The sequence below is a fragment of the Lentzea flaviverrucosa genome, assembly GCF_003350445.1.
GTDB lineage: Bacteria > Actinomycetota > Actinomycetes > Mycobacteriales > Pseudonocardiaceae > Lentzea > Lentzea californiensis.
On sequence record NZ_QQAU01000024.1, the window covers coordinates 25012 to 49345 of the forward strand.

20 protein-coding genes are annotated in these 24334 nt (G+C 69.3%); 12 read left to right on the plus strand and 8 right to left on the minus strand.

The window, feature by feature from the left end; genetic code table 11:
• The first annotated feature begins 28 nt into the window (after positions 1 to 28).
• The 5 genes from DFR72_RS44265 (at position 29) to DFR72_RS44285 (ending at position 8125) form a co-directional block, all read left to right on the plus strand.
• Positions 29 to 2743, plus strand: a complete 2715-nt coding sequence (locus tag DFR72_RS44265; protein WP_090074103.1) for an nSTAND1 domain-containing NTPase — start codon at positions 29 to 31, stop codon at positions 2741 to 2743.
• Between the two features lie 276 nt (positions 2744 to 3019).
• Complete coding sequence (locus DFR72_RS44270; protein ID WP_090074100.1) at positions 3020 to 5752, plus strand: nSTAND1 domain-containing NTPase; 2733 nt, start codon at positions 3020 to 3022, stop codon at positions 5750 to 5752.
• Between the two features lie 81 nt (positions 5753 to 5833).
• The gene (locus DFR72_RS44275; protein WP_090074098.1) at positions 5834 to 6577 is read left to right on the plus strand and encodes an ABC transporter permease; all 744 of its coding nucleotides are present in this window, start codon (positions 5834 to 5836) and stop codon (positions 6575 to 6577) included.
• Positions 6574 to 7341 carry an ABC transporter permease gene (locus DFR72_RS44280; protein WP_245984070.1) on the plus strand — a complete coding sequence of 256 codons (768 nt, stop codon included), beginning with the start codon at positions 6574 to 6576 and terminating at the stop codon, positions 7339 to 7341. Before DFR72_RS44275 ends, DFR72_RS44280 begins: the two co-directional genes overlap by 4 nt.
• Positions 7325 to 8125 (plus strand): ABC transporter ATP-binding protein, encoded by an 801-nt coding sequence (locus DFR72_RS44285; RefSeq protein WP_090074096.1) that lies wholly within the window; start codon positions 7325 to 7327, stop codon positions 8123 to 8125. Before DFR72_RS44280 ends, DFR72_RS44285 begins: the two co-directional genes overlap by 17 nt.
• 170 nt (positions 8126 to 8295) lie before the next feature.
• Here DFR72_RS44285 and DFR72_RS44290 read toward each other — a convergent pair whose 3' ends face one another.
• Positions 8296 to 8982 carry an IniB N-terminal domain-containing protein gene (locus DFR72_RS44290; RefSeq protein WP_090074094.1) on the minus strand — a complete coding sequence of 229 codons (687 nt, stop codon included), beginning with the start codon at positions 8980 to 8982 and terminating at the stop codon, positions 8296 to 8298.
• Positions 8983 to 9155: 173 nt separating this feature from the next.
• The gene (locus DFR72_RS44295; protein ID WP_090074091.1) at positions 9156 to 10325 is read right to left on the minus strand and encodes a 4-hydroxybenzoate 3-monooxygenase; all 1170 of its coding nucleotides are present in this window, start codon (positions 10323 to 10325) and stop codon (positions 9156 to 9158) included.
• Between the two features lie 198 nt (positions 10326 to 10523).
• Between DFR72_RS44295 and DFR72_RS44300 the strand changes: the two genes are divergently transcribed.
• The 5 genes from DFR72_RS44300 (at position 10524) to DFR72_RS44320 (ending at position 16379) form a co-directional block, all read left to right on the plus strand.
• Positions 10524 to 11519, plus strand: a complete 996-nt coding sequence (locus DFR72_RS44300) for an ABC transporter substrate-binding protein (protein ID WP_245984072.1) — start codon at positions 10524 to 10526, stop codon at positions 11517 to 11519.
• 219 nt (positions 11520 to 11738) lie between these two features.
• Positions 11739 to 14513: a sensor histidine kinase gene (locus DFR72_RS44305; RefSeq protein ID WP_245984074.1), complete on the plus strand. Its 2775-nt coding sequence runs from the start codon at positions 11739 to 11741 to the stop codon at positions 14511 to 14513.
• A complete protein-coding gene (locus tag DFR72_RS44310; protein ID WP_090074083.1) occupies positions 14510 to 14932 on the plus strand; it encodes a roadblock/LC7 domain-containing protein in 423 nt (140 codons plus the stop codon). The genes DFR72_RS44305 and DFR72_RS44310 overlap by 4 nt, the downstream gene beginning before the upstream one ends.
• Positions 14933 to 14948: 16 nt before the next feature.
• Positions 14949 to 15545 (plus strand): GTP-binding protein, encoded by a 597-nt coding sequence (locus tag DFR72_RS44315; protein WP_090074081.1) that lies wholly within the window; start codon positions 14949 to 14951, stop codon positions 15543 to 15545.
• A 363-nt stretch (positions 15546 to 15908) separates the two neighbouring features.
• Positions 15909 to 16379, plus strand: coding sequence for a snapalysin family zinc-dependent metalloprotease (locus tag DFR72_RS44320; protein ID WP_090074165.1), 471 nt, complete (start codon positions 15909 to 15911; stop codon positions 16377 to 16379).
• A gap of 43 nt (positions 16380 to 16422) precedes the next feature.
• Here the strand turns inward: DFR72_RS44320 and DFR72_RS44325 are convergent, their stop codons facing one another.
• From DFR72_RS44325 to DFR72_RS44345, 5 genes are all read right to left on the minus strand, one after another.
• The gene (locus DFR72_RS44325; protein ID WP_090074079.1) at positions 16423 to 18255 is read right to left on the minus strand and encodes a diguanylate cyclase domain-containing protein; all 1833 of its coding nucleotides are present in this window, start codon (positions 18253 to 18255) and stop codon (positions 16423 to 16425) included.
• Positions 18255 to 19055 (minus strand): SAM-dependent methyltransferase, encoded by an 801-nt coding sequence (locus tag DFR72_RS44330; protein ID WP_090074076.1) that lies wholly within the window; start codon positions 19053 to 19055, stop codon positions 18255 to 18257. The genes DFR72_RS44325 and DFR72_RS44330 overlap by 1 nt, the downstream gene beginning before the upstream one ends.
• 99 nt (positions 19056 to 19154) lie before the next feature.
• Positions 19155 to 19598 (minus strand): hypothetical protein, encoded by a 444-nt coding sequence (locus tag DFR72_RS44335; protein WP_090074074.1) that lies wholly within the window; start codon positions 19596 to 19598, stop codon positions 19155 to 19157.
• Entirely contained in the window at positions 19576 to 20193 is a 618-nt protein-coding gene (locus tag DFR72_RS44340) for an RNA polymerase sigma factor (RefSeq protein WP_090074071.1), read from the minus strand. The genes DFR72_RS44335 and DFR72_RS44340 overlap by 23 nt, the downstream gene beginning before the upstream one ends.
• Positions 20194 to 20247: 54 nt before the next feature.
• Positions 20248 to 21144, minus strand: a complete 897-nt coding sequence (locus DFR72_RS44345) for a S8 family peptidase (RefSeq protein WP_245984078.1) — start codon at positions 21142 to 21144, stop codon at positions 20248 to 20250.
• Here DFR72_RS44345 and DFR72_RS47395 point away from each other — a divergent pair.
• Complete coding sequence (locus tag DFR72_RS47395) at positions 21106 to 21528, plus strand: hypothetical protein (protein ID WP_245984080.1); 423 nt, start codon at positions 21106 to 21108, stop codon at positions 21526 to 21528. The two genes, DFR72_RS44345 and DFR72_RS47395, sit on opposite strands and share 39 nt — an antisense overlap.
• The gene (locus DFR72_RS44350) at positions 21525 to 24113 is read left to right on the plus strand and encodes a CHAT domain-containing protein (protein ID WP_245984084.1); all 2589 of its coding nucleotides are present in this window, start codon (positions 21525 to 21527) and stop codon (positions 24111 to 24113) included. The genes DFR72_RS47395 and DFR72_RS44350 overlap by 4 nt, the downstream gene beginning before the upstream one ends.
• On the opposite strand, the gene DFR72_RS44355 is transcribed toward DFR72_RS44350, so the two are convergent.
• Positions 24114 to 24308, minus strand: a complete 195-nt coding sequence (locus DFR72_RS44355; protein ID WP_114773996.1) for a hypothetical protein — start codon at positions 24306 to 24308, stop codon at positions 24114 to 24116.
• Positions 24309 to 24334 lie beyond the last annotated feature (26 nt).

Sequence of the window (24334 nt, forward strand, 5' to 3'; positions counted from 1 at the left end):
TGAACAAAGTTCTCTGAACAATGACGGAATGCCGAGACGGGAACGCCCTCTCGACGAGGGGCAGAGCGGTCTCCTGCGGTTCGCGGCGGATCTGCGCCGGCTGCGGGAGCGCGCGGGCAGCCCCACCTACCGGGAACTGAGCCGGCGGGCGCACTACTCGGCGGCGGCGTTGTCGGAGGCGGCCGGTGGGCGGAAGCTGCCGAGCCTCGCGGTGACCAAGGCGTACGCCAAGGCCTGCGACGCCGATCCGGAGGAGTGGGCGCGGCGGTGGCGCGCGGTCGTCGAGTCCGAACCCCGTGGCGCCGACGACAGTCCGTACGTGGGGCTCGCGATGTTCCAGCCCGATGACGCGCCGAAGTTCTTCGGGCGCGAGCGGCTGACGGCCGAGCTGCTCACCACCCGGAACCGCCTCACCGGCGTCTTCGGACCGTCCGGCGTGGGCAAGTCCTCGTTGCTGCGCGCCGGTCTCATCGCCCGGACCCGCGAGCCGGTGCTGCTGTTCACGCCCGGCGCGAACCCCGTGGAGGAGTGCGCGATCGCGCTCGCCCGGCTGACCGGCGGGGAGGCGGCCGCGCTCGCCGGTGAGCTGGAGGACCCCGGCGCACTCCGCCGCAGGCACCCGCACCTCGTGGTCGTCGACCAGTTCGAGGAGCTGTTCACGTTGTGCCGCGACGAAGAGCTCCGCCGGTGGCTGATCGGGGCGCTCGTCGGATGCCCGAGGGTCGTCATCGGCGTGCGCGCCGACTACTACGGCCACTGCGCGCAGTACCCCGACCTGGTCGACGCCCTCGAAGGCGCGCAGCTCCTCCTCGGTCCCATGACGTCCGACGAGCTCCGCCTCGCCATCACCGAGCCCGCCGCGGTCGTGGGGGGCAAGGTCGAGACCGCGCTGCTGGCCAGGCTGATGGCCGACGCGGTGGGGCAGGCGGCCGTGTTGCCGTTGCTGTCGCACGCGCTCGCGCAGACCTGGCAGCACCGGCGCGGCATGACGCTGACCCTCGCCGGTTACGAGGAGATCGGCGGCCTCGAACACGCCGTCGCCCGCACCGCGCAGGAGGTGTTCGACGGTCTGTCCCCTGCCGGGCAGGACCAGGCGAGGCGGATCCTGCTGCGGCTCGTCACCGGCGACGGCACCAAACGCCGCGCGGACCAGTCCGAGCTCGAAGCCGACGACGAGGTGCTGTGCGCACTGGCCGCGGCGAGGCTCGTCGTGATCGACCGCGACGGCGTCGAACTGGCGCACGAGGCGTTGATCCGCAGCTGGCCCGCGTTCCAGCGCTGGGTCGAGGAGGACCGCGAGAACATCAAGGCGCAGCGCGAACTCACGCACGCCACGCGGACGTGGGAGTCGCTCGACCGCGACCCCGGCGTGCTGTGGCGGGGGCGCCGCCTGGTGAACGTGCCCGCGGGACTTTCCCTGAACGCCAAGGAACGCGCCTTCCTCGCCGCGAGCCTGGCCGCGGAGGAGGAGGTCTCGGCGAGCGCCCGAAGACGCACCCGCCGTCAGCGTCAACTGCTCGCCGCGCTCGTGGCGCTCGTGGTCGTCGCCGCCAGTTCGACCGTTTTCGCGTTGCGGGCAGGCATCGCCGCCGAGGAGCAGCGCGCCAACGCGGCCGTGCTGAGAGCGGTGGGGGAGGCCGCCGCCCTGCGGTCCACGAATCCCGCCCTCGCGCAGCAGGTCGCGCTCGCCGCCTACCAGCTCGTGCCGTTGCCCCAGGCGCGCAACGGGCTGAGGCAGGAGGACGTGCCGTCCCAGGTGCTGCGCGAAGCCCAGTCCGAGGTCACCGCGCTCGTGGTCGGCCAGACCCAGCAGCAGGTCGCGACCGGGCACCGCGACGGCACGGTCGTGCTGACGGCGCTGGACGACCTGCCGTCCCCGCGCACCTCCTACGACGCCACCAGGCACTCCGGGGCCGTCACCGCGCTCGCGATGGACTCGGCCGGTGGCCTGGTCGCGTCCGCCGCCGACGACGGCACCGTGCACGTCGTCGACGTCTCCCTCGGCAAACCGCGCGAACTGGCCGCGCTTCCCGTGCGCGCCACCGCGATCGCCTGGCAGGGCGGCACCCTCGTCACGACCGGCTCGGACGGTGCCCTGAGCTTCTGGACGGACCTGCGCGGCGAACGCCCGAGGCTCCTCACGACCGCCCAGCCCGGCCTGGGGCCGCTGGCGGGCCTGTCGTTCCGCCCGGACGGCCACGTCCTCGCCGCCGTCACGACCGGCCACGCCGTGCACCTGGTCGACGTCACCGACCCGCGCGACGTGAGACTCCTGTCGCTGACCAGGGAGTTCGCCGGCAGCGCCCAGTTCGCCGGCGCGGAGGGCCTGATGACCACCGCGGGCACGGCCGTCCACCTCTGGGACACCACGGACCCGCGCGACCCGGTCCTGCGCGCCGCGGTCCGGTCCGGCGGTGGCGAGGTCACGTCGGCCTGGCTCGCCTCCGGCCGGGTCGCGGTCGCCACCGACGACGGCCTGGTGCGGCTCTGGCGGGTCGGGGACGGCGAACCGGTCGAGCAGGCCCTGCTGCGCGGGCACACCGGGCCGGTCACCGCGGTCGGCCTGACGCCCGAGGGCGACGAGGTCGTGACGGGCGGTGCGGACCGGGCGGTGCGGCTGTGGAACGCCGACCCGCGCGACCCGGCGGTCAGGATCTGCGAGCAGGCCTTTCCCCGGATGAGCCGCGAGGCGTGGGAGCAGTACTTCGGCGATCTCGACTTCACCCCGCCGTGCCGCGACTAGGTCTGTATCGAAGTCCCGTTCGCGATAGCCGGGCCTGACGCGGCCCCTGGCGGCACGGCCGGACGACCCACATACAACACAGGTATGCGAGCCGTCCGGCCGCACCACCAGGAACCACCTCAGGCGCGACTCTCATCCAACGGGACTTCGATACAGACCTAAAGCCCAGGACCCGGCCGGTGGAACGATCACGAAGCGCACGCGCGGATGGTGAGCGATTAGCGGGCCGTTAGACGGAGGGCGAACCTCTGGTGGACAATCCGGCCAGGAGGCGGCATGCCAAGAGGGGAACGTCCGCTGGGCCCGGAGGACACCGCGTTGCTGCGGTTCGCCGGTGACCTGCGCAGACTGCGTGACCAGGCAGGCAAACCGAGCTATCGCGAACTGGCCAGGCGCGCGAACTACTCGCCGACCGCGTTGTCCGACGCGGCCGGCGGGCGCAAGCTGCCGTCACTCGCGCTGACGCTCGCGTTCGTGCGGGCCTGCGAGGCCGATCCCGCCTCGTGGACCAGGCGATGGCGTGAACTCGCCGCCGAGCACACCCAGCCGTTGCACCCGAACACGCCCTACCCCGGCGGCGAGCCCTTCACCGAGGCCGACGCGAAGCGGTTCTTCGGCCGCGAGTGCCTCGTCGAGCAGGTCGTCGAGTCGGTCAGGGCCAAGCCCCTCACCGTCGTCTTCGGTGCCTCCGGATCGGGCCGGACGTCGCTGCTGCGCGCCGGTCTGCTGCCCGCCCTGGACGACGCCGTGGTGATCACGCCGGGGCAGGACCCGGTCCAGGACCTCGCCACCGCCCTCGCTGAGATCTTCGAGAACACCACCGCGAGCCGGCTGGCGCAGGAGTTCCGGGAGGACCCCGACCACCTCAGGCTGCGGATCCGCCAGCACCGCCCCGGCCTCGTGCTCCTCGTCGACGACTTCGAGAGGGCGCTGGACGCGGACGACTTCGTGGCCGCCGTGACCCGCTGCCCCCACGTCGTGCTCTCCGTGCGCGCCGACGAACGGCGGCGCTGGCACGCCAAGGGCGTCGACGCCGCGGAGATCACCATCGAGCCGATGAGCGCGGACCAGGTGCGCCGCGCGATCACCGAACCCGCGGCCAAGATCGGCGCCACCGTCGAGACGGCGGTGATCGCGCGACTGGTCGCCGACGCCGCGAACCAGCACGCGCTGCCGCTGGTGCAGCAGGCCCTGGTCGAGACGTGGCGGCGCAAGCGCGGCATGACGCTGTCGCTCGCCGGGTTCGAGGAGTCCGGCGGCATCGAGCAGGTCGTCGCGCAGTCCGCGGAGACCTTCTTCGAGGGCCTCGGCGAGGCCGACCAGCGGGCGGCCAGGCAGCTGTTCCTCCGGCTCGTTTCGGTACCGCGCAACGGGAGCGTGCAACGCCGAAACCGCCTGCTGGACGTCGACGCCCGCCTGCTCGGCCTCCTCGTGGAGGCGCGGCTGGTGACGCTCACCGAGGACGGCGCCGAACTGACCCACGACGCCGTGCTGCGCTGGCCGAGGCTCGCCGGGTGGATCGACGACGAACGCGAGAACCTCAGGACGCACCAGCAGCTCGTCACGGCGATCGACCTGTGGGAGGCGAGCGACCGCGACCCGATGGCGCTCTACCGGGGCGTCCGGCTGCGCAGGGCCAAGGAGCTCGGCGAGTTCCTGACGGTCCAGGAGCGCCGGTTCGTCGACATGAGCACCAGACGCGAGACGCGCCGCTCGACGGCGTTGATCGCGGTGGTGGCGGTGCTGATCGCGCTGGTGCCCGGCACCGTCGTCTACGCGCTCGCGAACGAACGCAAGCTCACCGAGATGAGCGACAGGGCGCTGGGCGGCAAGGCGCTGTCGCAGTCCGAGGCGCTGCTGGAGCAACGCCGGCCGTACGCGGACAAGTACGCGCTGGTCGGCTACGCGGTCAGCCCGTCGGCCGAGGCCGAGAAGGTGCTGCGGCTCGCGAACGCCGTCGCGAGCGGCATCCCGTTCACCGGCACGCCGAAGGACGACGCGGACGTGGTGGTCGCCCCGCGCGGGGAGATGGCGGCGGTCACCGACCAGGACGGCACCGACCGGATGTGGGGCATCGACGACGGCAAGGCGTCGCCCGGCAGGAAGTTCGCCGACCGCCACCGGGTCGTGAAGCTCGCCGAACGCCGTGCCGTCACGAGGGACTTCAACGGCCAGGAACACCTGTGGGCCGTCGGCGACGCGAACGACATCACCTACCTGACGGCATTGCCCAGCCGGTTCCGCACGCTCGACCTCAGCCCGGACGGCTCCCGGCTCGTCGGCAAGGTCGGTGCGGCGGTCGAGGTCGGGCTCCCGACGCCGGACGAGTCCGAGTACGCAGAGCTCTACGACCTGAGCGACCCGCGCACCCCGCGCAAGCTCCCGATGCCGGTGAGCAACCCGGGAACCGTCGCGCTGAGCCAGGACGGCCGCGAGCTCGCCACCGGTGTCTGGGACTCGGCCACCGGCACCACGACGATCGAGTTCTGGAGCATCGGTGGCACCGTCGAGTCCGCGGGTCCGCCGATGTCCCAGCACGCCTACGTCCGCGGCATCACCTACAGCGGCGACGGGCGCTGGCTCGCCGTCGAGCACTCCTCGCCGGAGTCGGTCGTCGAGGTGTGGCAGCGCGTGCCGAGCGGCACGCCCGTGCTGCGCGCACGGCTCGACACGGCGTTGCGCGCCGGTGCCCGAGTCTCGTTCTCCGACGACGGCCGCGTGGCCGTGGTCCGCGACAACGTCTTCGAGGTCCACCAGCTCTACGCGAGCGACCGCCCGGCGGACCGGCTCGTGTACGTCGTCGGGCACGGCAACTCCACGCGCGCGGTGTTCCGGCCGCAGAACCGCGACTTCCTCGTGCGCAGCGGGGGCCAGGACCCGGAGCTGCTGCCGTACGACCTCGACACCGGCCGCATCATCAAGAGGATGTGTGAAAAAGACGGTGCGAGGCTCACTGACTCCGAATGGGTGAAGAGCTTCGGCGAAGTGGCTCGCGTGAACGTCTGCTGAACCGCCGCGATGTGTGGGAAACAACCCGGAGTTGAGCGTGCACGCATTGTGAACTGGAGATCCACTCTCTAGGGTGACCGAGTGCGTGCGTTCACAAGGGGACTCATCGGCATTGCCGGGTTCCTCGCGCTCTGGGAGCTCTTAGGACGCTCTCCCCTTCTACCCGCGGATGCGTTGCCACCACCGTCCCTCGTGTTCGGTGAGCTGGTCGCGCAGCTGACATCCCCCGAGTTCATCAGTCATGTCGTGGCAACGGTTCTGGCGGTGCTGATCGCCATCGCGATCGCCATCGCCATCGCGGTGCCGAGTGGACTCGTGCTCGGCAGCATTCCGGCCGTGCGCCACGCGACCAGGGCGGTCATCGAGTTCCTCCGCCCCATCCCTTCTGTGGCACTGATTCCGCTCGCGCTCGTCGTGCTGGGCTTCGGTCCGGAAACGAAGATCACGCTCGCGGTCTACGCGGCACTGTGGCCGATCTTGTTCAACACCATCTACGCGCTGGACGAGCTGGACCCGCTGCTCGTTGAGACGTCACGGGTTTTCGGCACCGGACGTGTCGGCGTGCTGTTCCGGGTGGCCTTGCCGAGCGCGTTGCCGTTCGTCCTCACCGGAATCAGGCTCGCGGCGACGACGGCGCTGATCGTGATGGTGAGCGTCGAGCTCATGGCGGGCAGCCAGATCGGTCTCGGCTACTTCATCATGGAGGCCCGCAGCGGGCCGGGCCGGATGGACCAGGTGCTGGTCGGCACCGTGGTCGCGGGCGCGATCGGCGTTCTGCTGAACAGCGGTCTCGAGCGAGTCCGCCGGCGTTGGGTGGCCTGGTGAACAAGTTCCTCCAGCGGTGGACCGTCTTCGCCGGTCTCATCGTCGTGTGGCAGTTGGCCGGAATGGCGGCCGACGACCCGTTCTTCCCGCCCCCGTCCGAGATCGTGACGGCGGCCTGGGAGTGGTGGGTCCTCGAGCCGCAGAACGTCACCGAGCACATCCTGCCGTCGATCGGCCGGCTGTTGTCCGGCTGGGCGATCGCCTCGGTCATCGGCGTGGCGCTGGGCCTGCTGCTCGGCCGCTCCGACCGGGCGATGGAGTACGCGGGGCCGCTGCTGGTGTTCCTGCGCTCGATCCCGCCGCCCGCGCTGGTGCCGGTGTTCCTGCTGCTGTTCAGGGGCGGCACGTCGATGCAGCTCGCGACCATCGTCTTCGGCGTGATCTGGCCGGTGCTGCTCAACACCGTGGACGGTGCCCGTTCCGTCGACGTGACCAAAGTGGACACTTCCGCGGTCTTCAGGATCCCCCGTCACCAGTGGATTCTCGGGGTGGTGCTGCCCGCAGCCTCACCGAAGATCTTCGCCGGGCTGCGGGTGTCGCTGTCGCTCTCCCTGGTGCTGATGGTCATCTCCGAGCTCGTGGGCACGGACAACGGCATCGGTTCACAACTCATGACGGCACAGCGCGAGTTCGACTACACGCGCATGTGGGCCGGCATCGTCCTGCTGGGCGTGCTGGGCTACGGACTCAACACCGCGCTTCTGGCGGTGGAACGCAGGGCTTTGGCTTGGCAACCGAGGAGCAGGGATGAGCAACATGCTTGAGGTGGCCGACCTGGGCCACACCTACGGTGACTACGAGGCCATCGGCGGCCTCACGTTCAACGTCCGCGCCGGAGAGCTGGTGTGCGTGGTCGGACCCTCCGGGTGTGGCAAGTCCACACTGCTGCGCACGATCTCGGGGCTCATCGCGCCCTCCCGCGGTGACGTGTCCCTCCACGGTTCCCACCTCGCGGTGGTGTTCCAGGACTACCAGCGTTCGCTGTTCCCGTGGCTCACGGTGCAGGGCAACGTGGAGTTCCCGCTGCGCTCCCTGCCGCGCGCCGAGCGCCGCTCCCGCGCCGCCGAAGCGCTGGCGTGGGTCGGTCTCTCGGCGGCGGCCAAGAAGCGGCCGTGGCAGCTTTCCGGTGGTATGCAACAGCGTGTGGCGATCGCGCGCGCTCTGGCGTACCGGCCGGCGTTGCTGTTGATGGACGAGCCCTTCGCCTCCGTGGACGCGCAGACCCGGTTCGAGCTGGAGGACCTGTTGCTTCGAGTGCGCCGCGAGCACGACACGACCGTTCTCGTGGTGACGCACGACATCGACGAGTCGGTGTACCTGGGCGACCGCATCCTGGTGCTCTCCGGCTCGCCCGCGAAGCTGGTGGCGGACCTGGAAGTGCCGCTGCCCGCCGAGCGCGACCAGGTGACGACGCGGACCGACGAGGCCTTCGTGGCACTGCGGTCCAAGGTGGCCCGGCTGCTGAACGTCGGCGGCAAGCCCACCCTGGACGTGGACAAGTGGGCTGCGGCGGAACGGGAATCGCTCAGCGAGACCGTCTCGTCCTGACAGTCGCACCAGACATCCCGCGGCAACAGACAGCAGAGCCCCGGACCGCCGCGGTCCGGGGCTCTGCTGCGTTCTCAGTGCCCGCAGGAGGGAGTGGGCACTGTCGAGGGGAGACGGAGGCCGGCGCTCGGGGGCAGAGCGCTGAGAGCCCGTCGTGCGGTCCCCGGGGATCAGAAGTGGAGACTCAGGTCGCCGTTGCCGATGCCGTCGTGCAGCAGGTCGATGTCGCCGACCTTCACGTCGTCGATGACCTGGCCGAGGTCGGCGTGCACGTCGCCGACCTGCGCGACGTCCTGCACCACGTTGTGGCTGAGGTCCACGACGTCCTTGACGTCCACGTCGCTCACGACGTCCTTGACCAGCACGTCCGAGTCCACGACGTCCTTCACGAGCACATCGGCGTCGAGGTCCTTGACGACCACGTCTGCCACGTCGGTCACGTCGTGCACGGCGGCGATGTCGGTGACGTTCGCGACGACCTCGTTGGCGTTCACCGCGTCGAGGGTGCCCGTCACGTCGCCGATGCCGTCGAAGTCCGTGACCAGCGCGGTGAGCGAGGCGGGGGCGGCGATGCCGGCGACACCCGTGATGCCGTCCAGGTCACCCGTGATCAGCTTGAGGCTGTCGACGGCGGTCAGGTCGCCCGCACCGGCCAGGACCTCGTCGACCGCGTCGATCTTCACGACGGACGCGCTGTCGAGCACCAGGGGCAGGATCTCGTGGACGTCGACCGGAGAGATGTCGCCCAGACCGGCGGCCTCGAGGGTGCCCTCGGGGTCGAGCTGGAACGCCTCACGGGCGTCCAGGTCGCCGAGCAGGGTGAGGGTGAAGTCGTGCAGCGTCTGCTGGGTGCCCATGGAACTCAAGCTCCTGTAGGTGGATCGGGGGATGTCGTGCTGAACCGTATGGATGAACGACATCCCCCGGCATCGGGAGTTGGCCCCAGATCGTGACGTAATGAGATCCCTAGGGGATCGGCCTCACCCGTTAGGGGGGCGGGGATTTCACCCTGTAGGGCTGATTTTTCCCATCAGGGTCCGACGTAGTTCTCCGCGAAGGTGGCGCGGTACGCGGGGGACTCGGCCAGGTGCTCCAGCCTCGCCTGGGCCAATCGTCCGAAGAACGGCGAGCTCACGTCGGTGTGGATCATGTTCACCATCCACTGGGAAAATTCCTGTGCCCGCCAGACGCGGCGCAGGCAGTCCTCCGAGTAGGTCTTGAGCCCGGTCTCGGATCCGGTGGCGTAGAAGTCGATAAGCGCACGTCCGAAGGTTGCGGCGTCGTTCATCGCGAGGTTCATGCCCTTGGCTCCGACTGGAGTGATGATGTGTGCTGCGTCACCCAGCAGGTAGAGCCGGCCGTACGACATCGGCTCGACCACATGGCTGCGCATGTCGAGAACGCGCTTCTCGATGATCTTTCCCTCGGTCAGCGCCCACGAGGAGTCGTGCAGTGTGAAACGTTTGTGCAAAGCTTCCCAGACCTGTTCGTCGGACCAATCTTCAGCCTTTGTTCCGACCGGTACCTGCAAATAGAAGCGAGAGATCGTGGGGGACCGCAACATGTGTCCGGCGAATCCGTCGTCGTGCAGCGCGTAAATGGTGGCTTTAGTCGATGGAGGGGCCTCCGCGAGAATGGTCAGCCACTCAATCCCGTGCTGGTGCGTGAATTCCGTCAGGACGCCCTCGGGAATGGACGGCCGGCTCACGCCGTGGAACCCGTCGCACCCCGCGACGAAGTCGCTGCTGACCGTCTCGCGGGTGCCGTCTTCGCTGGTGAACGCCACCGAAGGGCTGGACGACGTGAGGTCGCGCAACTCGACGTCACTGACTGAGAAGCGGATGTCCCCACCCGTGTCCAAAAATCCCCCGATGAGGTCCTTGACCACTTCCTGCTGGGGGTACACGTAGTGTTCGCGGCCGCCATACAGGTCGCTGTACGAGACCTGGAACGCCTTGCCGCTCACGCGAAATTCACACGTTCCGTGACGATCTGCTTCCATCAGCAAACGATCGGCCAGACCGAGTGACTCCAACATGGTCACGGAGCGGTGCTCCAGGACTCCCGCCCGTGGCCGGGTTTCCACATGGGTTCGACTAGCTCTTTCCAGCACGACGCAGTCGATGCCTGACTGCTGGATCAAGTTTGCCAAGGTCAGACCGGCCGGCCCTGCGCCGACAACGGTCACGGAGCGCTTCAACTGGGGTTCTCCTAGCCCTAGACCTGCTGTGCTTAGATGCTCACCGCAGGTAGTTGACTGGAACCTGCTCGTGTCGGTCAACTGGGGTCTTTTGGAGCAGCGCCATTACTCTGAGTGGTTGACCGTCGCGACACTTCCCCGCAACGACGACACCGCTCCGACAGGAGAGTGCTCCCGATGACTCGAAGAGTCCGCCGTATGGCCATCCGTGGCATCGCCCTTGCCACGCTGCTCGCCACCGTGGCGAGCTGTGGTGCGCTCGGCGGCACAGAGCAAGCACCCCCGGCCGATGCGAACAGCAGCGGTCCGGTCGAGAAGGCCAAGATCAGCCTGGGGGTCCTGCCGATCCTCGACGTGGCCTCCGTCCACGTGGCGATCAAGAAGGGTTACTTCAAGGCCGAAGGCCTCGAGGTCGACCTGAAGGTCATCCAGGGTGGAGCCGCGGCGATCCCCGGCCTGGTCAGCAAGGAGCTGGACTTCACGTTCGGCAACTGGGTCTCGTTCTTCGCCGCCCAATCGAAGGACGCCGCGAAGGCGGTCGACGGAATCAAGCTCATCTCCGACGGCTACCAGGCGAAACCGGACATGTTCCTGATCTTGGCGGCCGGTGACTCGGCCATCAAGAGTCCTGCCGACCTCGCCGGCAAGACCATCGCGATCAACACGTTCAAGAACATCGCGGAGCTCACCGCGAAGGCCACGCTCGAGGCCGCGAACGTGGACGTGAACTCGGTCAAGTTCAAGGAGATGCCGTTCCCGGACATGCAGGCGGCGGTCCAGAACAAGACCGTTGACGCGGCCTTCATGGTCGAGCCGTTCATCACCCGCGCGCAGCGCGCCGCCGGTCAGATCAAGGTGCTGGACGCCGCGGCCGGCCCGACCGACAACATCCCGATCGCGGGCTACGCGACCACCGGCGCCTTCGCCAAGGCGAACCCCAAGACCGTCGCCGCCTTCCAGCGCGCGATGGCCAAGGGCCAGGCCGACGCCGCGGACCGTCCCACGGTCGAGCCGCTGCTCGTCGAGTACGCCAAGGTCGACAAGGAAACCGCAGGTCTTGTCCACTTCGGCGCCTTCCCGACGACGCTCGACGCGACGCGCCTGCAGCGCGTCGTCCAGCTGATGCAGCGGTACCAGATGCTGGACAAGGAGCTCGACGTCAAGCCGATGCTCATCCAGCCCTCCGGTAGTTGACGAACAGCGCGGGTGGCTGTGATCAGGCCGTGATCACGGCCACCCGCGCACTCGTTTCCACCAGATGAATTATCGTGCGACGGCCGTTTAGCCGCGCAGGTCAAAGTCGTTGATTCTCGAACCACTGTTTTGTCGTCCGAACGGCGGTATGAGAACAGCTCGTTTTACTCCAAGATCCACCAGGTTTGCTGCTATTAAACGGGGCGGGGAGTGTTGACGGTGCGCGGTCGTGAGGACCAGCGAGGCATCGACCGGTTCCGCCTACGCAACTGGCGGTTGCGGAGCAAGCTCGCAGTGGTGTTGCTAGTTCCGGCCCTGAGTACCGCGACTCTCGCGGGCCTGCGGCTGAACACCCAGCTCGACGACGTCGAACTCTTCGGCAAAGTCCAGCGCGAGCTCGCCGTGAGCCACCAGGCCGCGAAGGTGGAGAACGCTCTACAGGTCGAACGTGACTGGGCAGTGCAGTGTGTGGCCGCCGGCAGGCAGAACGCGTGTCCCGAGCACGCCGCCAGGACGGGTCTCACTGACACGGAATTGGGCAAGTACCGGGATTCGGGCGCGACGGCCACGGCCTTGAGCGCGCCCTTGCAAGAGACGTTCACCAAGTCGCTGCAGTCGCTCGACGGACTGGCGAGCTTGCGCGTGACGTTGCTGAGCACCAAGTACCCGGACGTCGCGGTGATCAGTGCGTACAACCAGATCATCGCCGCGCTCGGCACGGTGCACCGCGCCGCGATCTCCAGCTTGAGCGAGCCGGAGATCGTTCCGCTGGTGGCCGCCGCGCAGGCGCTCTACACGGCGCAGGAGCAGCTCGGCCAGCAGAACTCGATCCTGACGTCCACCGCACTGCGCCGTGGCTTCGCGCCCGGTGCCGCGGACGAGCTGCGTGCCGCGCAGTCGCGTTTGGACGCAGCGTTCAACGAGTTCAACGACGCGGCGTCGCCGGCGAACAGGCAGAGGTTCCAGGACATCGTGTCCGGTTCGTCCGTGGACGGTCGCAACCGGCTCGTGCGGCTCGCGCTCGCGCAGGACTTCGAGCGCAAGCCGGTGTCCATCACGGACGCCGAGGTCCTCAAGATCGGCGAGGACACCGCGAAGCTGGTGCGCGAGGTCGCGGCCGACCTGGAAGGTCAGGCCGACGCGACGACCACGCGTCTCGCCGACACGGCTCGTTCGGACGCCTGGCGTGACGCGGCCCTGGTCGCCGTCTCGCTGCTGATCGCGTTCGGTCTGATGGCGATGGTCGCGCAGTCGATGCTGCGGCCGCTGCGCGTGCTGCGCCGCAGTGCGCTCGACGTGGCGCGCAACCAGCTGCCCGACGCGATCAAGCGAATCCGTTCGCACCGCGACCCGGAACGCGCCGCGGAAGAGGCGATCGTCCCGGTGCCGATCAACACGACCGAAGAGGTCGGCCAGGTGGCACGGGCGTTCGACCTCGTGCAGCGCGAAGCCGTCCGCCTCGCCGTCGAGCAGGTGGCACTGCGCGCGAACGTCAACGACATGTTCATCAACCTGTCGCGGCGTTCGCAGGCGTTGGTGGAGCGGCAGATCAGCGTGATCGACCGGCTCGAGCAGGACGAGCAGGACCCGGACCACCTGGCGTCGCTGTTCGAGCTCGACCACCTCGCCACGCAGATGCGCCGCAACAGCGAGAACCTGCTGGTGCTCTCCGGCACGACGGTCAACCGCCGCGTCACCCGCCCGGTCGCGATCGCCGAGGTGCTCGGCGCCGCGGTGTCCGAGGTCGAGAAGTACGCGCGCGTCCAGATCGCACCGACGCCGGAGCTGATGGTGCAGGGCCGCGTGGTCAACGACCTCGCGCACCTCGTCGCCGAGCTGCTCGACAACGCCACGGCGTTCTCCAAGCCCACCACCAAGGTGACGGTGCGGACGATAGAGACTCGCAGGGGCGAGGTCGCGATCCGCATCCACGACCGCGGTGTCGGCATGCAGGAGAACGAAGTCGGCGAGTTCAACGCGAAGCTCGCCGAGCCGCCGGAGGTCGACGTCTCGGTGGCCCGCGAGATGGGCCTGTACGTCGTCGGCCAGCTGGCGAAGCGCCACGAGATCCGCGTGACGCTGGCGAACAACGACGACATAGAGGGTGGCGTCACCGCACAGGTGATCCTTCCGCTTTCCCTGCTGCACAAGGGATCGGTGCCCGCGCTGCCGTTGCCGGCCGCGCCGCTGCCCTCCGCGATCGAGTCCACCAGCAGCACCGGTGAGGCTCTGTCCGGTGTGCCGAAGTGGACGCCGGAGCACCCGGTCCACGTGCCGTCGCCCGCCACCGAGGACGAGAACTCCGGCCGGCACCGCATCGAGCAGACCTCGACCGACGGCCTGTTCACCGCGCGGATCGAGGCTTCGGAGGACGTCGCCGAGGAGGGGTACTCCTACGAGCCGCCGGTCGAACGCCCGAACGACCCGGCCACGGAGATCTTCCCCGCCATCGTCGACGAGCCGCTGATCTCGCACGACGACCTGTCGAGGTGGTTCAAGACCCCCTCGGCCCCCGAACCCTCCCTCAAGGACGTTCCGCCAGCGGAGCCGGAGCGCGCCGAGCACCACGACGAGGAGGACGCGGAGCCCGCCACCGTGAACGGCCTGCCCAAGCGGCAGCGTTCGGCGGACACCGTCAAGATCGAGGCTCCGACGGCGGTGCCACGCGCGGTCGCCGACTACGCCGAGTCCGACTGGGGAGCGTCGGACGAAGGCTGGAAGGCCGCGGGTGCGCTGGACAAGGGCACGGCCGCGCAGACCACGGAGAACGGTCTGCCCAAGCGCGTCCCGAAGGCGCGCCTGGTCCCCGGTTCGCTGCCGAAGCCGTCGTCGCCGGCGCCCCAGCTGTCGACAGCCGACATCCCCGGCCGTTCGGCCGACCGGCTGCGCCAGCGGTTCGCCACGTACCAGAAGGGTGTCCAGATGGGCCGTGAGTCGCTCTTCGACTCCGCCGTCGGAGGCATCCCCGTGATCGCAGAAAGGGAACGCCAGTGACCACCGCGACTGAGGAACTGGACAACTTCAGCTGGCTGGTCGAGGACTTCGTCAGCAGGGTGGCCGGTGTCGCGCACGCGATCGTCGTCTCCGCGGACGGCCTGTTGCTCGCATCGTCCGACCGGCTCCCGCACGACCGCGCGGAGCAGCTCGCCGCCGTCTCGTCCGGACTGGTCTCCCTGAACATCGGCGCGGCGCGCTGCTTCGAGGCCGGTGAGGTCAAACAGACCGTCGTCGAGATGGAACGGGGCTATCTTTTCCTGATGTCCATCAGCGACGGGTCCTGCCTCGCCGTGCTCGCCGCACCCAACTGCGACATCGGGCTCATCGGCTACGCGATGACCCGGCTGGTGGAGCGGGTCGGTCTTCAGCTGACGCCGGAGATCCGGGCCCAGCTGCACGTTTCCATGCGCGCCTGAGTAGAGAGAAGTTCCCATGAGCAACGGTGCTCCGGGTCGTCCGGGGTCACCTGGGGCCGGCCTGAGCGTGGTGTCGTCGAAGATCGTCGTCGCCGGCGGGTTCGGTGTCGGCAAGACGACGTTCGTGGGGTCGGTCTCCGAGATCACCCCGCTGACGACCGAGGCCGTGATGACCCAGGCATCGGTAGGCGTCGACGACCTGTCGATGGTGCCGGACAAGGTGACCACCACGGTGGCCATGGACTTCGGCCGGGTGTCGCTGGACAAGGACCTGATCCTGTACCTGTTCGGCACGCCCGGTCAGCACCGGTTCTGGTTCATGTGGGACGACCTGGTCCGCGGTGCGATCGGAGCCGTCGTCATGGTCGACACCCGCAGGATCGACGAGGCGTTCGCGCCCATCGACTTCTTCGAGGACCGCGACCTGCCGTACGTGATCGCGGTGAACTGCTTCGACGGCCTGATGCACCACCGGGCCGAGGAGATCCGGGACGCGCTGACGATCTCGGCCTCCGTGCCGATAATTCCTTGCGACGCACGGAATCGGCAGTCGACGAAGCAGATCCTGATCGCACTGGTGGAGCACGCGCTGCGACAGCCTTCGTTCGCCTAGAACGCAATACCCGCTTCCCGCGGAAACGGGGCCGGTGCCACGCGCACCGGCCCCGTTCGCGTTCCGCCTTACGGTCCACAAGAACCGGACGCGTGTGAACAGTTATGCGCCCATCCGGCGGCAGCCCGACCAGGGCGGGAAATCCGGTGGTAGGGCACGTTTCCGCTCGCCAGGCCACACGTCGGGGCTGGTGGCGGGCTGATCACCTACGAAGTCTCTTGATCGTGTCAGCGCCGCTTCACACTTGACTCTTCTTGTGCGCCAACGGTGCGGCGATACAGTCGGGGTGCAATTACCCTGCATTGCGAGGAGATTCCTGTGTCCCTGCGCAAAACAATCGGCGTGGCCGCCAGCGTTGTCGCCATGTCGGTCGGTCTCATCGGCACCGCGGAAGCCGCGCCCCGCATCGTCACCTACAACTCGAGCAACACCGGCGAGTTCCAGGCGGCGATCGACAAGGGCGCGCAGGTGTGGAACGCCAGCGTGGCGAACGTGCAGTTCCGCAAGGTGACCGGCACCGCGAACGTGATGGTGAGCGTGGACAACCAGTGGCCCCGGGCCTACGTGACGAGCCTCGGTCGCGGCCGGTGGGTCATGGGCCGCCAGGCGGTCAACGAGGGCCACGACACCGTGCGCATCTCGTCCCACGAGTTCGGGCACCTGCTCGGCCTGCCCGACCGCAGGACGGGGCTGTGCACCGACCTGATGTCCGGTGCCAGCGCCGGCACGTCGTGCAAGAACCCCAACCCGAACACCAGGGAGAAGGCCGAGGTCGAGGCGAACTTCCGTTCGATGGTGACCGTCCAGCCGACGACCTTCGCGGACGCCGCCTAAGCAGTGTGTGAGTGGTTGTGGTCTCCCTGACGGCCACAACCACTCACGGCGAGACCACCAGGTCCACGCCCAGCGCCCGCAGCTCGTCCGGGTCGCCCGGCCCGCCGATCACGTGCACGCCAGCAGACCTCAGTAGTGGCACCATCAGGGCGAGGCCCTGGCGCGCCAGGCGTTCCGAGGGCGGCTTGGCCAGCCGGACTCCCCACACCGGACTGCGGTCCACAGTGGACAAGCCGGCGAACCCGCCGCCGAACTCGTGCAGCAGGACGTGCACGCCCATGTCGTGCAGCACCTCGAGGTTCTCCTCGCCGTCCGGCATCGACCTGACGTCCAGCGCCAGGAACAACGACGAGGCCGGGAACGAACTGATCCGCAGCGTGGACCGCACGTGCGCCGTGAGGTCCGGGTCCCGCGACTGGTCCCTGGACAACCGGATCAGCACCGGCTCGCCGCGCGAGCACGCGTCCTGCAGCACCAGTTGCCCGAGCCGTGACGCCAGCCCGAGGGCGTCCGCGTGGGCCACGACGTCGTCGTGCCGGGTGGCACCCCAGCGCACGGACGCCTCCACGAAGGCCGGCTGTCCCGGAACCCACGACACCGGCGCGTACTCCACGGAGATCTCGCCGTTCTCGAAAGCGCCGGGCATCGCCGCGATCCGCGCGAATCTCGCCCGGTCGGCGGCGTCGGCCTCGTGGTCGTAGATGCCCCACTGCCTCTTGCCGCCGCTCTCGGCTCTGCGCAACGTCGAATGCGCACGCCGCAGCACGGTCGTGGGATCGACGCCGGTACCGGAGGTGTGCACGAAACCGATCGACGTCGACACCGCGACCCCGGCGCCCTCCAGGTACACGGGCTCGGAGAGTTCCTCGTCGATCATCGCCGCCAGTGCCGCGACGTCGGGCGATCCGTGGATCAGCACCACGAACTCGTCGCCACCGACCCGCGCCACCACCGCGTCCGGCAGCGCGGCCCGCAACCGTCGCGCCACCTCGACCAGCACGGCGTCGCCCGCCGCGTAACCGAGGCCGTCGTTGACGATCGTCAGGCTGTCGACGTCCAGGTATCCCAGCGTGTACGGCTCACCGGACGCGAGCGCGGACTCCAGCTTGTCGGTGAACGACGCCCGGTTCGGCAGCCCGGTCAGCAGGTCCGTCAGCGACTGGTGCCGCAGCCACTCCTGGAGCATGCGCTGCTCGGTGACGTCCTCGATCAGCGCGACGTGGAACTTCGGCAGCCCGTCCGAGCCGCGCAGCACGGACAGGACGACGTTCGCCCACACCGTGTCCCCGTTGGGGCAGGCCAGTTCCCACTCGCGCCGGTCGCTGTCCACGGAGGACGCGAGCAGCCGGTGGCAGGCCGCGGCCAGTGCGATCGCGTCCGGCTCGGCGAACAGCTCCTTGGGCATCTCCTCGTGGCCGAGGATGGCGGCCAGCGCCTCGTTCGCCTCCACGACCGCGCCCTGCAGGTCGAAGATCGCGATGCCCACCGCCGTCGTCGCGAAGACCTGGGCGAACCGGGCCTCGCTGTCGTGCAGGTCGCGCTGCGCGTCCTCGACGGCCTTCAGCAGCGAGTTCTTGACCTTCTCCTGCTCGGCGAACAACTGGTCGCGCGTCGCCCGCACGTACCCCGACGCCAGCGCGCCGAGCACCTCGGGCGGGAACTCGCCTCCGAGCACCTCGAGCGTGCGGCGCAGCGAGTCGGGGCCGGTGAAGCGCTTGCGCACCAGCCATTCGCCGATGGCGACCGCCGCCTTCCCGGCACGCAGCCGGGCGGCGTGCTCGTCGAGGTGCTGCGTCAGCTTCCGCCGCGACATCGGCGAGTACGCGCTCTCGATCAGAACAGCCGCCCAGCGCTGTGCGAGGGACGAGGCGGACATCAGGGCTTGCGACCCACCGCGGCGTAGAGGTTCGCCTTCGACGGTTCGTCGCCGACGTCCTCGGGGGTCTCCGGCCGCCACTGCGGCGTGAACACGATGCCGGGCTCGACGATCTCCGTGCCCGCCAGCATGTCCGCCACCTGGGCCTGGGTACGGGGCGTGATCGGCTCCGCGGTCTTCGCGAAGATCTCCTCACCGGCCGCCATGGCCGCCGGCATGCTGTCCGCGGTGAAGTGCGACAGCGCCAGGTACGACCCGGAGGAAAGCGACTCCACGTAACGCGACAGCACGCCCCACGGGTCGTCCGAGTCGGGGATGAACTGCAGGACGCCGACGACCAGAAGCCCGATCGGCTGGGAGAAGTCGAGGTGCTGCGCGGCCTGCGCCACGACCTTCTCCGGCTCGCGCAGATCGGCCAGCAGCGCCGTCACGTTCGGCTCGCCCGCCAGCATCAGCTCCGCGTGCGTGATCGCGACGGGCTCGAAGTCGACGTACACGACCTTGGCCTCCGGGGCGACCTCGTGCGCCACCTCGTGGACGTTGCCGACGGTCGGGATGCCCGAACCGAGGTCGAGGAACTGCCGGATGCCCAGGGCTGCCAGCTCCAGCACCGCACGGCGGAGGTAGGCGCGGTTGAGCCGCGCCATGCCCCGCACCGGAAGGACCTTGATCAGGGCTTCCGCCGTCGCGCGGTCCGCCTCGAAGTTGTGCCCGCCGCCGAGCAGGTAGTCGTAGATCCGAGCGGAACTCGGGACGTCGACGTTGACACCTTCCGGAACCCAGCTGACTCGATCGACCACAGCGACACACCTCTCGCGATGCGAATTCGGAGCGTCGACAACCCTACTGGCCGCAGATGTGGGCCGAACGAATGAAATGTCCCATCACACGAATGTGAGTCAGAGGATGAACCAATCGGTGCAACCGCTTGCGAACCGGAACTTCACCGGTCCTCGCGGTGCGGCCCCCATGACGAACATCCCCAGTTCGTCCGCCGTCGCGGTCTCGTGGTCGCCGTCCGGAGTCACCAGCGTGACCGGGCCCGTCGCCGGCACCAGCTGACCGGTGACCCCCGCCGCCGACACCTCGACCTGCAGCATCACGCCGTCCGCGTCGAACACCAGCTGCCGCGCCGTGGCCGTGGACCGGGCACGCGCGAAGAGCGTGTCGTCCAGCACCGAGTCGTACGACGTGATGAGCAGCAGCTCCTCGTCGATGTTCCGCCAGGTGAACGCGGCCTTCGCGGCCTCCACGAACTCCGGTGGAACGTCGTCCTGGGGTGTGCTCAACGCGTCGCGCAGGGCATCGAGCAGTACTTCGTCACTGTCCCAGTCGTGCCGCACCCAGCACACCTCCTCTCTTCACCGGAGATCCCAGGAACGCTGAAAGCGCAGGGGTCTTCCGCAACTTCTCCAGGCAACGTATCCGCGTCGGACCGATGCTGCCGACCGGCATCGAGAGCTCTTCGCTCACGACCTGGTAGCTCGGCGGCGGGTCCGTCATCAGCTTCTGCAGCAACCGCTTGCACTGGTCCGTGAGCTCGGCGAACCCGTCGCGCAACGCCTGCCGCCGTTCCACCGCCAGCAGGTCCGCCTCCACGTCCGCGTCCACCTGCTCCGACTCCAGCGCGTCGGATTCGGACAACGGGTCGTAGAGGTGCGTCCGCTGCTGCACGCGCAGCACGCGCAGGCACTCGTTGCGGGTGGTCGTCATGATCCAGCCCGGCAGTGCCTCCGGCTCGCGCAGTCGTCCGATCTGCTCCACGAGCCGAAGCCACAGCGTCTGGTTCACGTCGGCCGCATCCGAAGGGCGCAGCCGGTGCTTGTAGATCACCGACACCACCAGTGGCGTGTAACGGTCCACGATCTCGTTCCACGCCGACTGATCGCCCTCGGCCGCCGCGCTCACGAGCGCGGCGATCGGGGATGCAGAACTCACGTCGACTCCTTGCGGTCACAACTGGCGGAGGCCGGGGTTGCCTCGCAGATACAACTATTTGACGAAAACTCCGTAACCGGAGTGGAACTCCGGCCCGGTGAGCAGCTTGTCACGTGCCTGACGTGCGTCGATGCCGTCCGAGACCATGGTGGCGGCGATCCGGCCGGTGACCAGGGGAGCGGCGAACGACGTGCCGTACCACTCCGCCCACAGGGCGAACGGCGTAGCCGCGGCTTCACCCGGCAGGTGCCACTCGCCCTTGAGGTAGGTCGAGGCCCGGTTGCCGATCGCGCACGCGTCGACCCAGTGGCCCCAGTTCGAGTAGAAGGCGGGACCGATCGAGCCGTCGCGTTCCTGCTGGGCGGCGGCGACGGCGGTGACCCCGCACAGCGCGGCGGGCCAGCTCGGCCGCTGCGTGCCCTGGTTGCCGGCGGAGGCGACCACGACGATGTCCTCGGGCAGCGCCTCGATGGTGCGCCGCAACGGTTCCGAGGCCACGTCGTCCGCGGTGAAGCAGCCGAGCGACAGGTTGAGCACGTTGACCTTCTTGCGGCCCAGCTCGGTGATCTTGCGGCAGATCAGTTCCTCGTCACCGAAGCCGTTCGGGTCGAGGCCGGCCTCCGGGTCGAACGTGACGCCGGGCGCCGCGTTCTGGATGACGCCCGCGACGAACGTGCCGTGCCCGCCCTGCAACGCGAAGTTGTCGCCGCTGCTGTAGGCGGCGTCGACGTCGTCGGCCTCCTTGGCGTAGCGGCCGTCGAACCAGTCCGAGTGCTCGCTGTCGGCGCCCGAGGAGATGCCGGTGTCGACGATGCCGACGCGGACGTCCTTGAGGCGCTCGTCGAACTTCGGCGCGGAGACCGGGTCGGCCGGGTGGGGCCGGTCTCCGGGGTTGCCCATGACGAGGCCGCCGTGACCGACGACCACGTGGTGCGGCTGCACGAGCGGCACGCGCTCGTTCGGCCAGTTCCGCTGGTCGCGCAGCAGGCGGACAATGCGGGGAATGTCCTCCGCGTTGTTCGGCAACGTCAATCGCGCCAATCCGGCGAATCCTTCGCCCGGCCGGGCGATGATGTTGTTTTCCCGGAGCTTTTCGACCACGCGTTGTTGGTCTTCGGCGGCGACGAGCAGCTGACCGGGTCGATAAAGGAATTCACGCCCGCGTTCGGCGTGGAAGCTGATGGTCTTGTCCTCGGCGATGAGCTGCAGGAAAGCTCTTTGGTAAAGCTCCGCGCTTTCTGGCGTTTTCGACACCACGGCCTCACTAAAGCAGCGTTGACGGACACCCCGACCGAGCTTGATCAAGCTACCACAGCGGATAAAGTGTTGCCGTGACCGACTTTTGTGCGGAGGACGCGCTGGAGGCCAGGCAGCGCAACCCGCGCGCGGCCGTGGAGATGGCCCGCGCTGTCCTTCGCGCGACGGAAGATCGTTCGGAATGGTCGATCGCCGAGCGCGCGATCGGTCTCGCGTTGCGGGAGATGCACGACTTCCCCGGTGCGGCCCGGCACCTCCGCCGCTCGATCAGGATCGCCTCCGAGGCGTCGCTGCCCCGGTTGTCCGCGCTGGCCCAGATGAGCCTGGCGTGGGTGCTCGCCTACACGGGCAAGCAGAAGGCCGCGCTGACGTTGCTGGACGACGCCATGCCGGAGCTCACGGGCGCGGACTCGGTGGCCGCCCTGATGCAGCGCGGCGTCGTCTTCCACTACCTGACGCGGTACGACGACGCGCAGCGCGACTACACGGCGGCCATCGCCGGCGCACGCCGAGTGGGTGACCAGCTGGTCGAGGCACGCGCTCTGAACAACCGCGGCCTCGTGCGCGCGTACGTGGGGAACATGCGTGAGGCGTCGGCCGACTTCTCGCTGGCGGCCTCGTTGCTGGGGGAGCTGGGCCAGGAGCTCGGCGTCGCCGACGTGCACTGGAACGCCGGCATCATGGCGACGCGCGGCGGTGACGTGCCCGCCGCGCTGACGTTGTTCGACAAGGCGGAGGAGGTGTACCGCCGCCTCGACGTGATGCGCCCGGTGCTGCTGGTCAACCGCCTGGAGCTGCTCGTCTCGGTGCCGCTGCTGGACGAGGCCCGTGCCGCGGCCGACCGCGCGATCCCCGAGCTGAAGGCGCTGAAGAACCCGCTGGGCGTCTCGGAGGCCCTGTACTTCCGCGCCCGCATCGCCCTGCTGGACGACGACCCCGACGCGGCGAACGGGTTCGCCGCCGAGGCGCGCCGCCGGTTCCGCCGCGAGCAACGCCTGCTGTGGGCGGCGGGCGCGCGCTACCTGGAGCTGCACGCGGCCGTGCTGCGCGGCGACCGCTCGCGTCCGTTGCGCTTGGCGCTGTCGCGGGTCGCCTCCGAGCTGGACGCGATGGACTGGCGGTTGCCCGCCCTGGAGGCCCGCATCGACGCGGGCCTGGTGGCCGCGGACCTGGGCCATCGCGCCCGTGCGGTCGCCGAGCTGTCGGTGGCGGCTGCCGCACGACTGCGCGGCCCGGCCGGTCTGCGCGTGCGCGGCTGGTACGCGGAAGCGTTGCGCCGCAAGCTCTCCGGTGACGTCCGGGGTACTTCTTCGGCTCTCCGGCGCGGCATCGGCCTGCTGGACGAGTACCGGGTGTCCCTGGGCGCCGCCGAGCTGCGCGTGTCGGCGGGCGTGCAGGGCCAGGCTCTCGCCCTGGAAGGCCTGCGGCTGGCAGTGGCCTCCGGCAACGCCGCACGCGTGCTGTCGTGGACCGAGAGCTGGCGTGCCGGCGCACTGCGGATGAAGTCCGTGTCGCCTCCCGACGACCCGCGCCTGGAGGACGCGCTGGCGTCGTTGCGCGCGGTGGCGGCGGACGTGGAATCCGCTGTGCTGGCCGGAAAACCGGCGGGCGCCCTGCGCGTGAAGCTGGTGCGCGCCGAGCAACGCGTCCGCGACCTGACCCGCCAGGTGTCGGGCGAGGTCTCCGTCTTGAAGCCACCGTCGGTCCCGTCCCTGGTCACCGCCCTGGGTTCGTCGGCGCTGATCGAGTTCGTGGAGGACGACGGCACGCTGATGGCCGTCGTGCTGGCCGGCGGCCGAGCCTCCCTGCACTCCCTGGGGCCTGCGGAGGGCGTGGTCCGCGAGATCCGCCTGCTCCGCTTCGCCCTGCACCGCCTCGTCACCCTGCCGCCGAACCTGCCGAACCTGGCCGTGGCCCGCTCGTCGGCCTCCCACGCCGCCGCACTGCTGGCCCGCCGCCTGCTGGACCCGCTGGCCCCGCGCATCGACGGCCGCCCGCTGGTCGTCGTGCCCACCGGCGCGCTGAACGGCCTGCCGTGGGCGGTCCTGAACCGCCAGGTGACGGTCGCGCCGTCCGCCTCCGTCTGGCTGCGCGCCACGTCGGTGCCGGACGCCTCGGGCGAAGCCGTGCTGGCCGCGGGCCCGCGCATGGCCGCCGCACCCGCCGAGATCAAGGCCGTCAGCGCCCACGTGCCGGGCCGTGTCCTGGTGGGCGGCGAGGCGACGGTGAGCGCCGTGGCGTCCGCAATGGACGGTGCCGCGCTGGCCCACATCGCCGCCCACGGCTCGTTCCGCGTCGACAACCCGCTGTTCTCCGCTTTGGAGCTGGCCGACGGCCCGTTGACCGTCTACGACATCGAACGCCTGCGCCGCCCTCCGACGCTGGTGGTGCTGTCGGCGTGCGACACCGGTCAGTCCGCCGTTCGTCCTGGTGACGAGTTGATGGGGTTCACGGCGGCGCTTCTCGGGCTGGGCACGCGGACGTTGATCGCACCTGTCGTGCCGGTGCCTACCGACGGCACGGCTCCGGTGATGGTGGAGCTGCACCAGAAGCTGGCTGCCGGGATGGCTCCGGCTGAGGCTTTGGCGGCGGTGCAGCGTGCCGCGGTGGACGACGCCGCCTATGCCGCCGCCGTCGGGTTCGTGTGCTTCGGCGCGGGGTGATCAGTTCGGCCGCGCGTGGCCCAGCGCGTGTTCGGGCGCGGCACCGCACGGTGCCCGCGTGAACGGGTTCGTCGGCGGGGGCGGCAGTGTCGCGCGAAGCGTGCCGAGCACCTCGTCCGCGCTCGTGCTGGCCGGGAGTGCCGAAAGGATCTTCTTCATGGCGTCCAGCAAGGCCACCAACCCCCAGGGCTTCATGCGAACGACGTTACCGAGAGGCATAC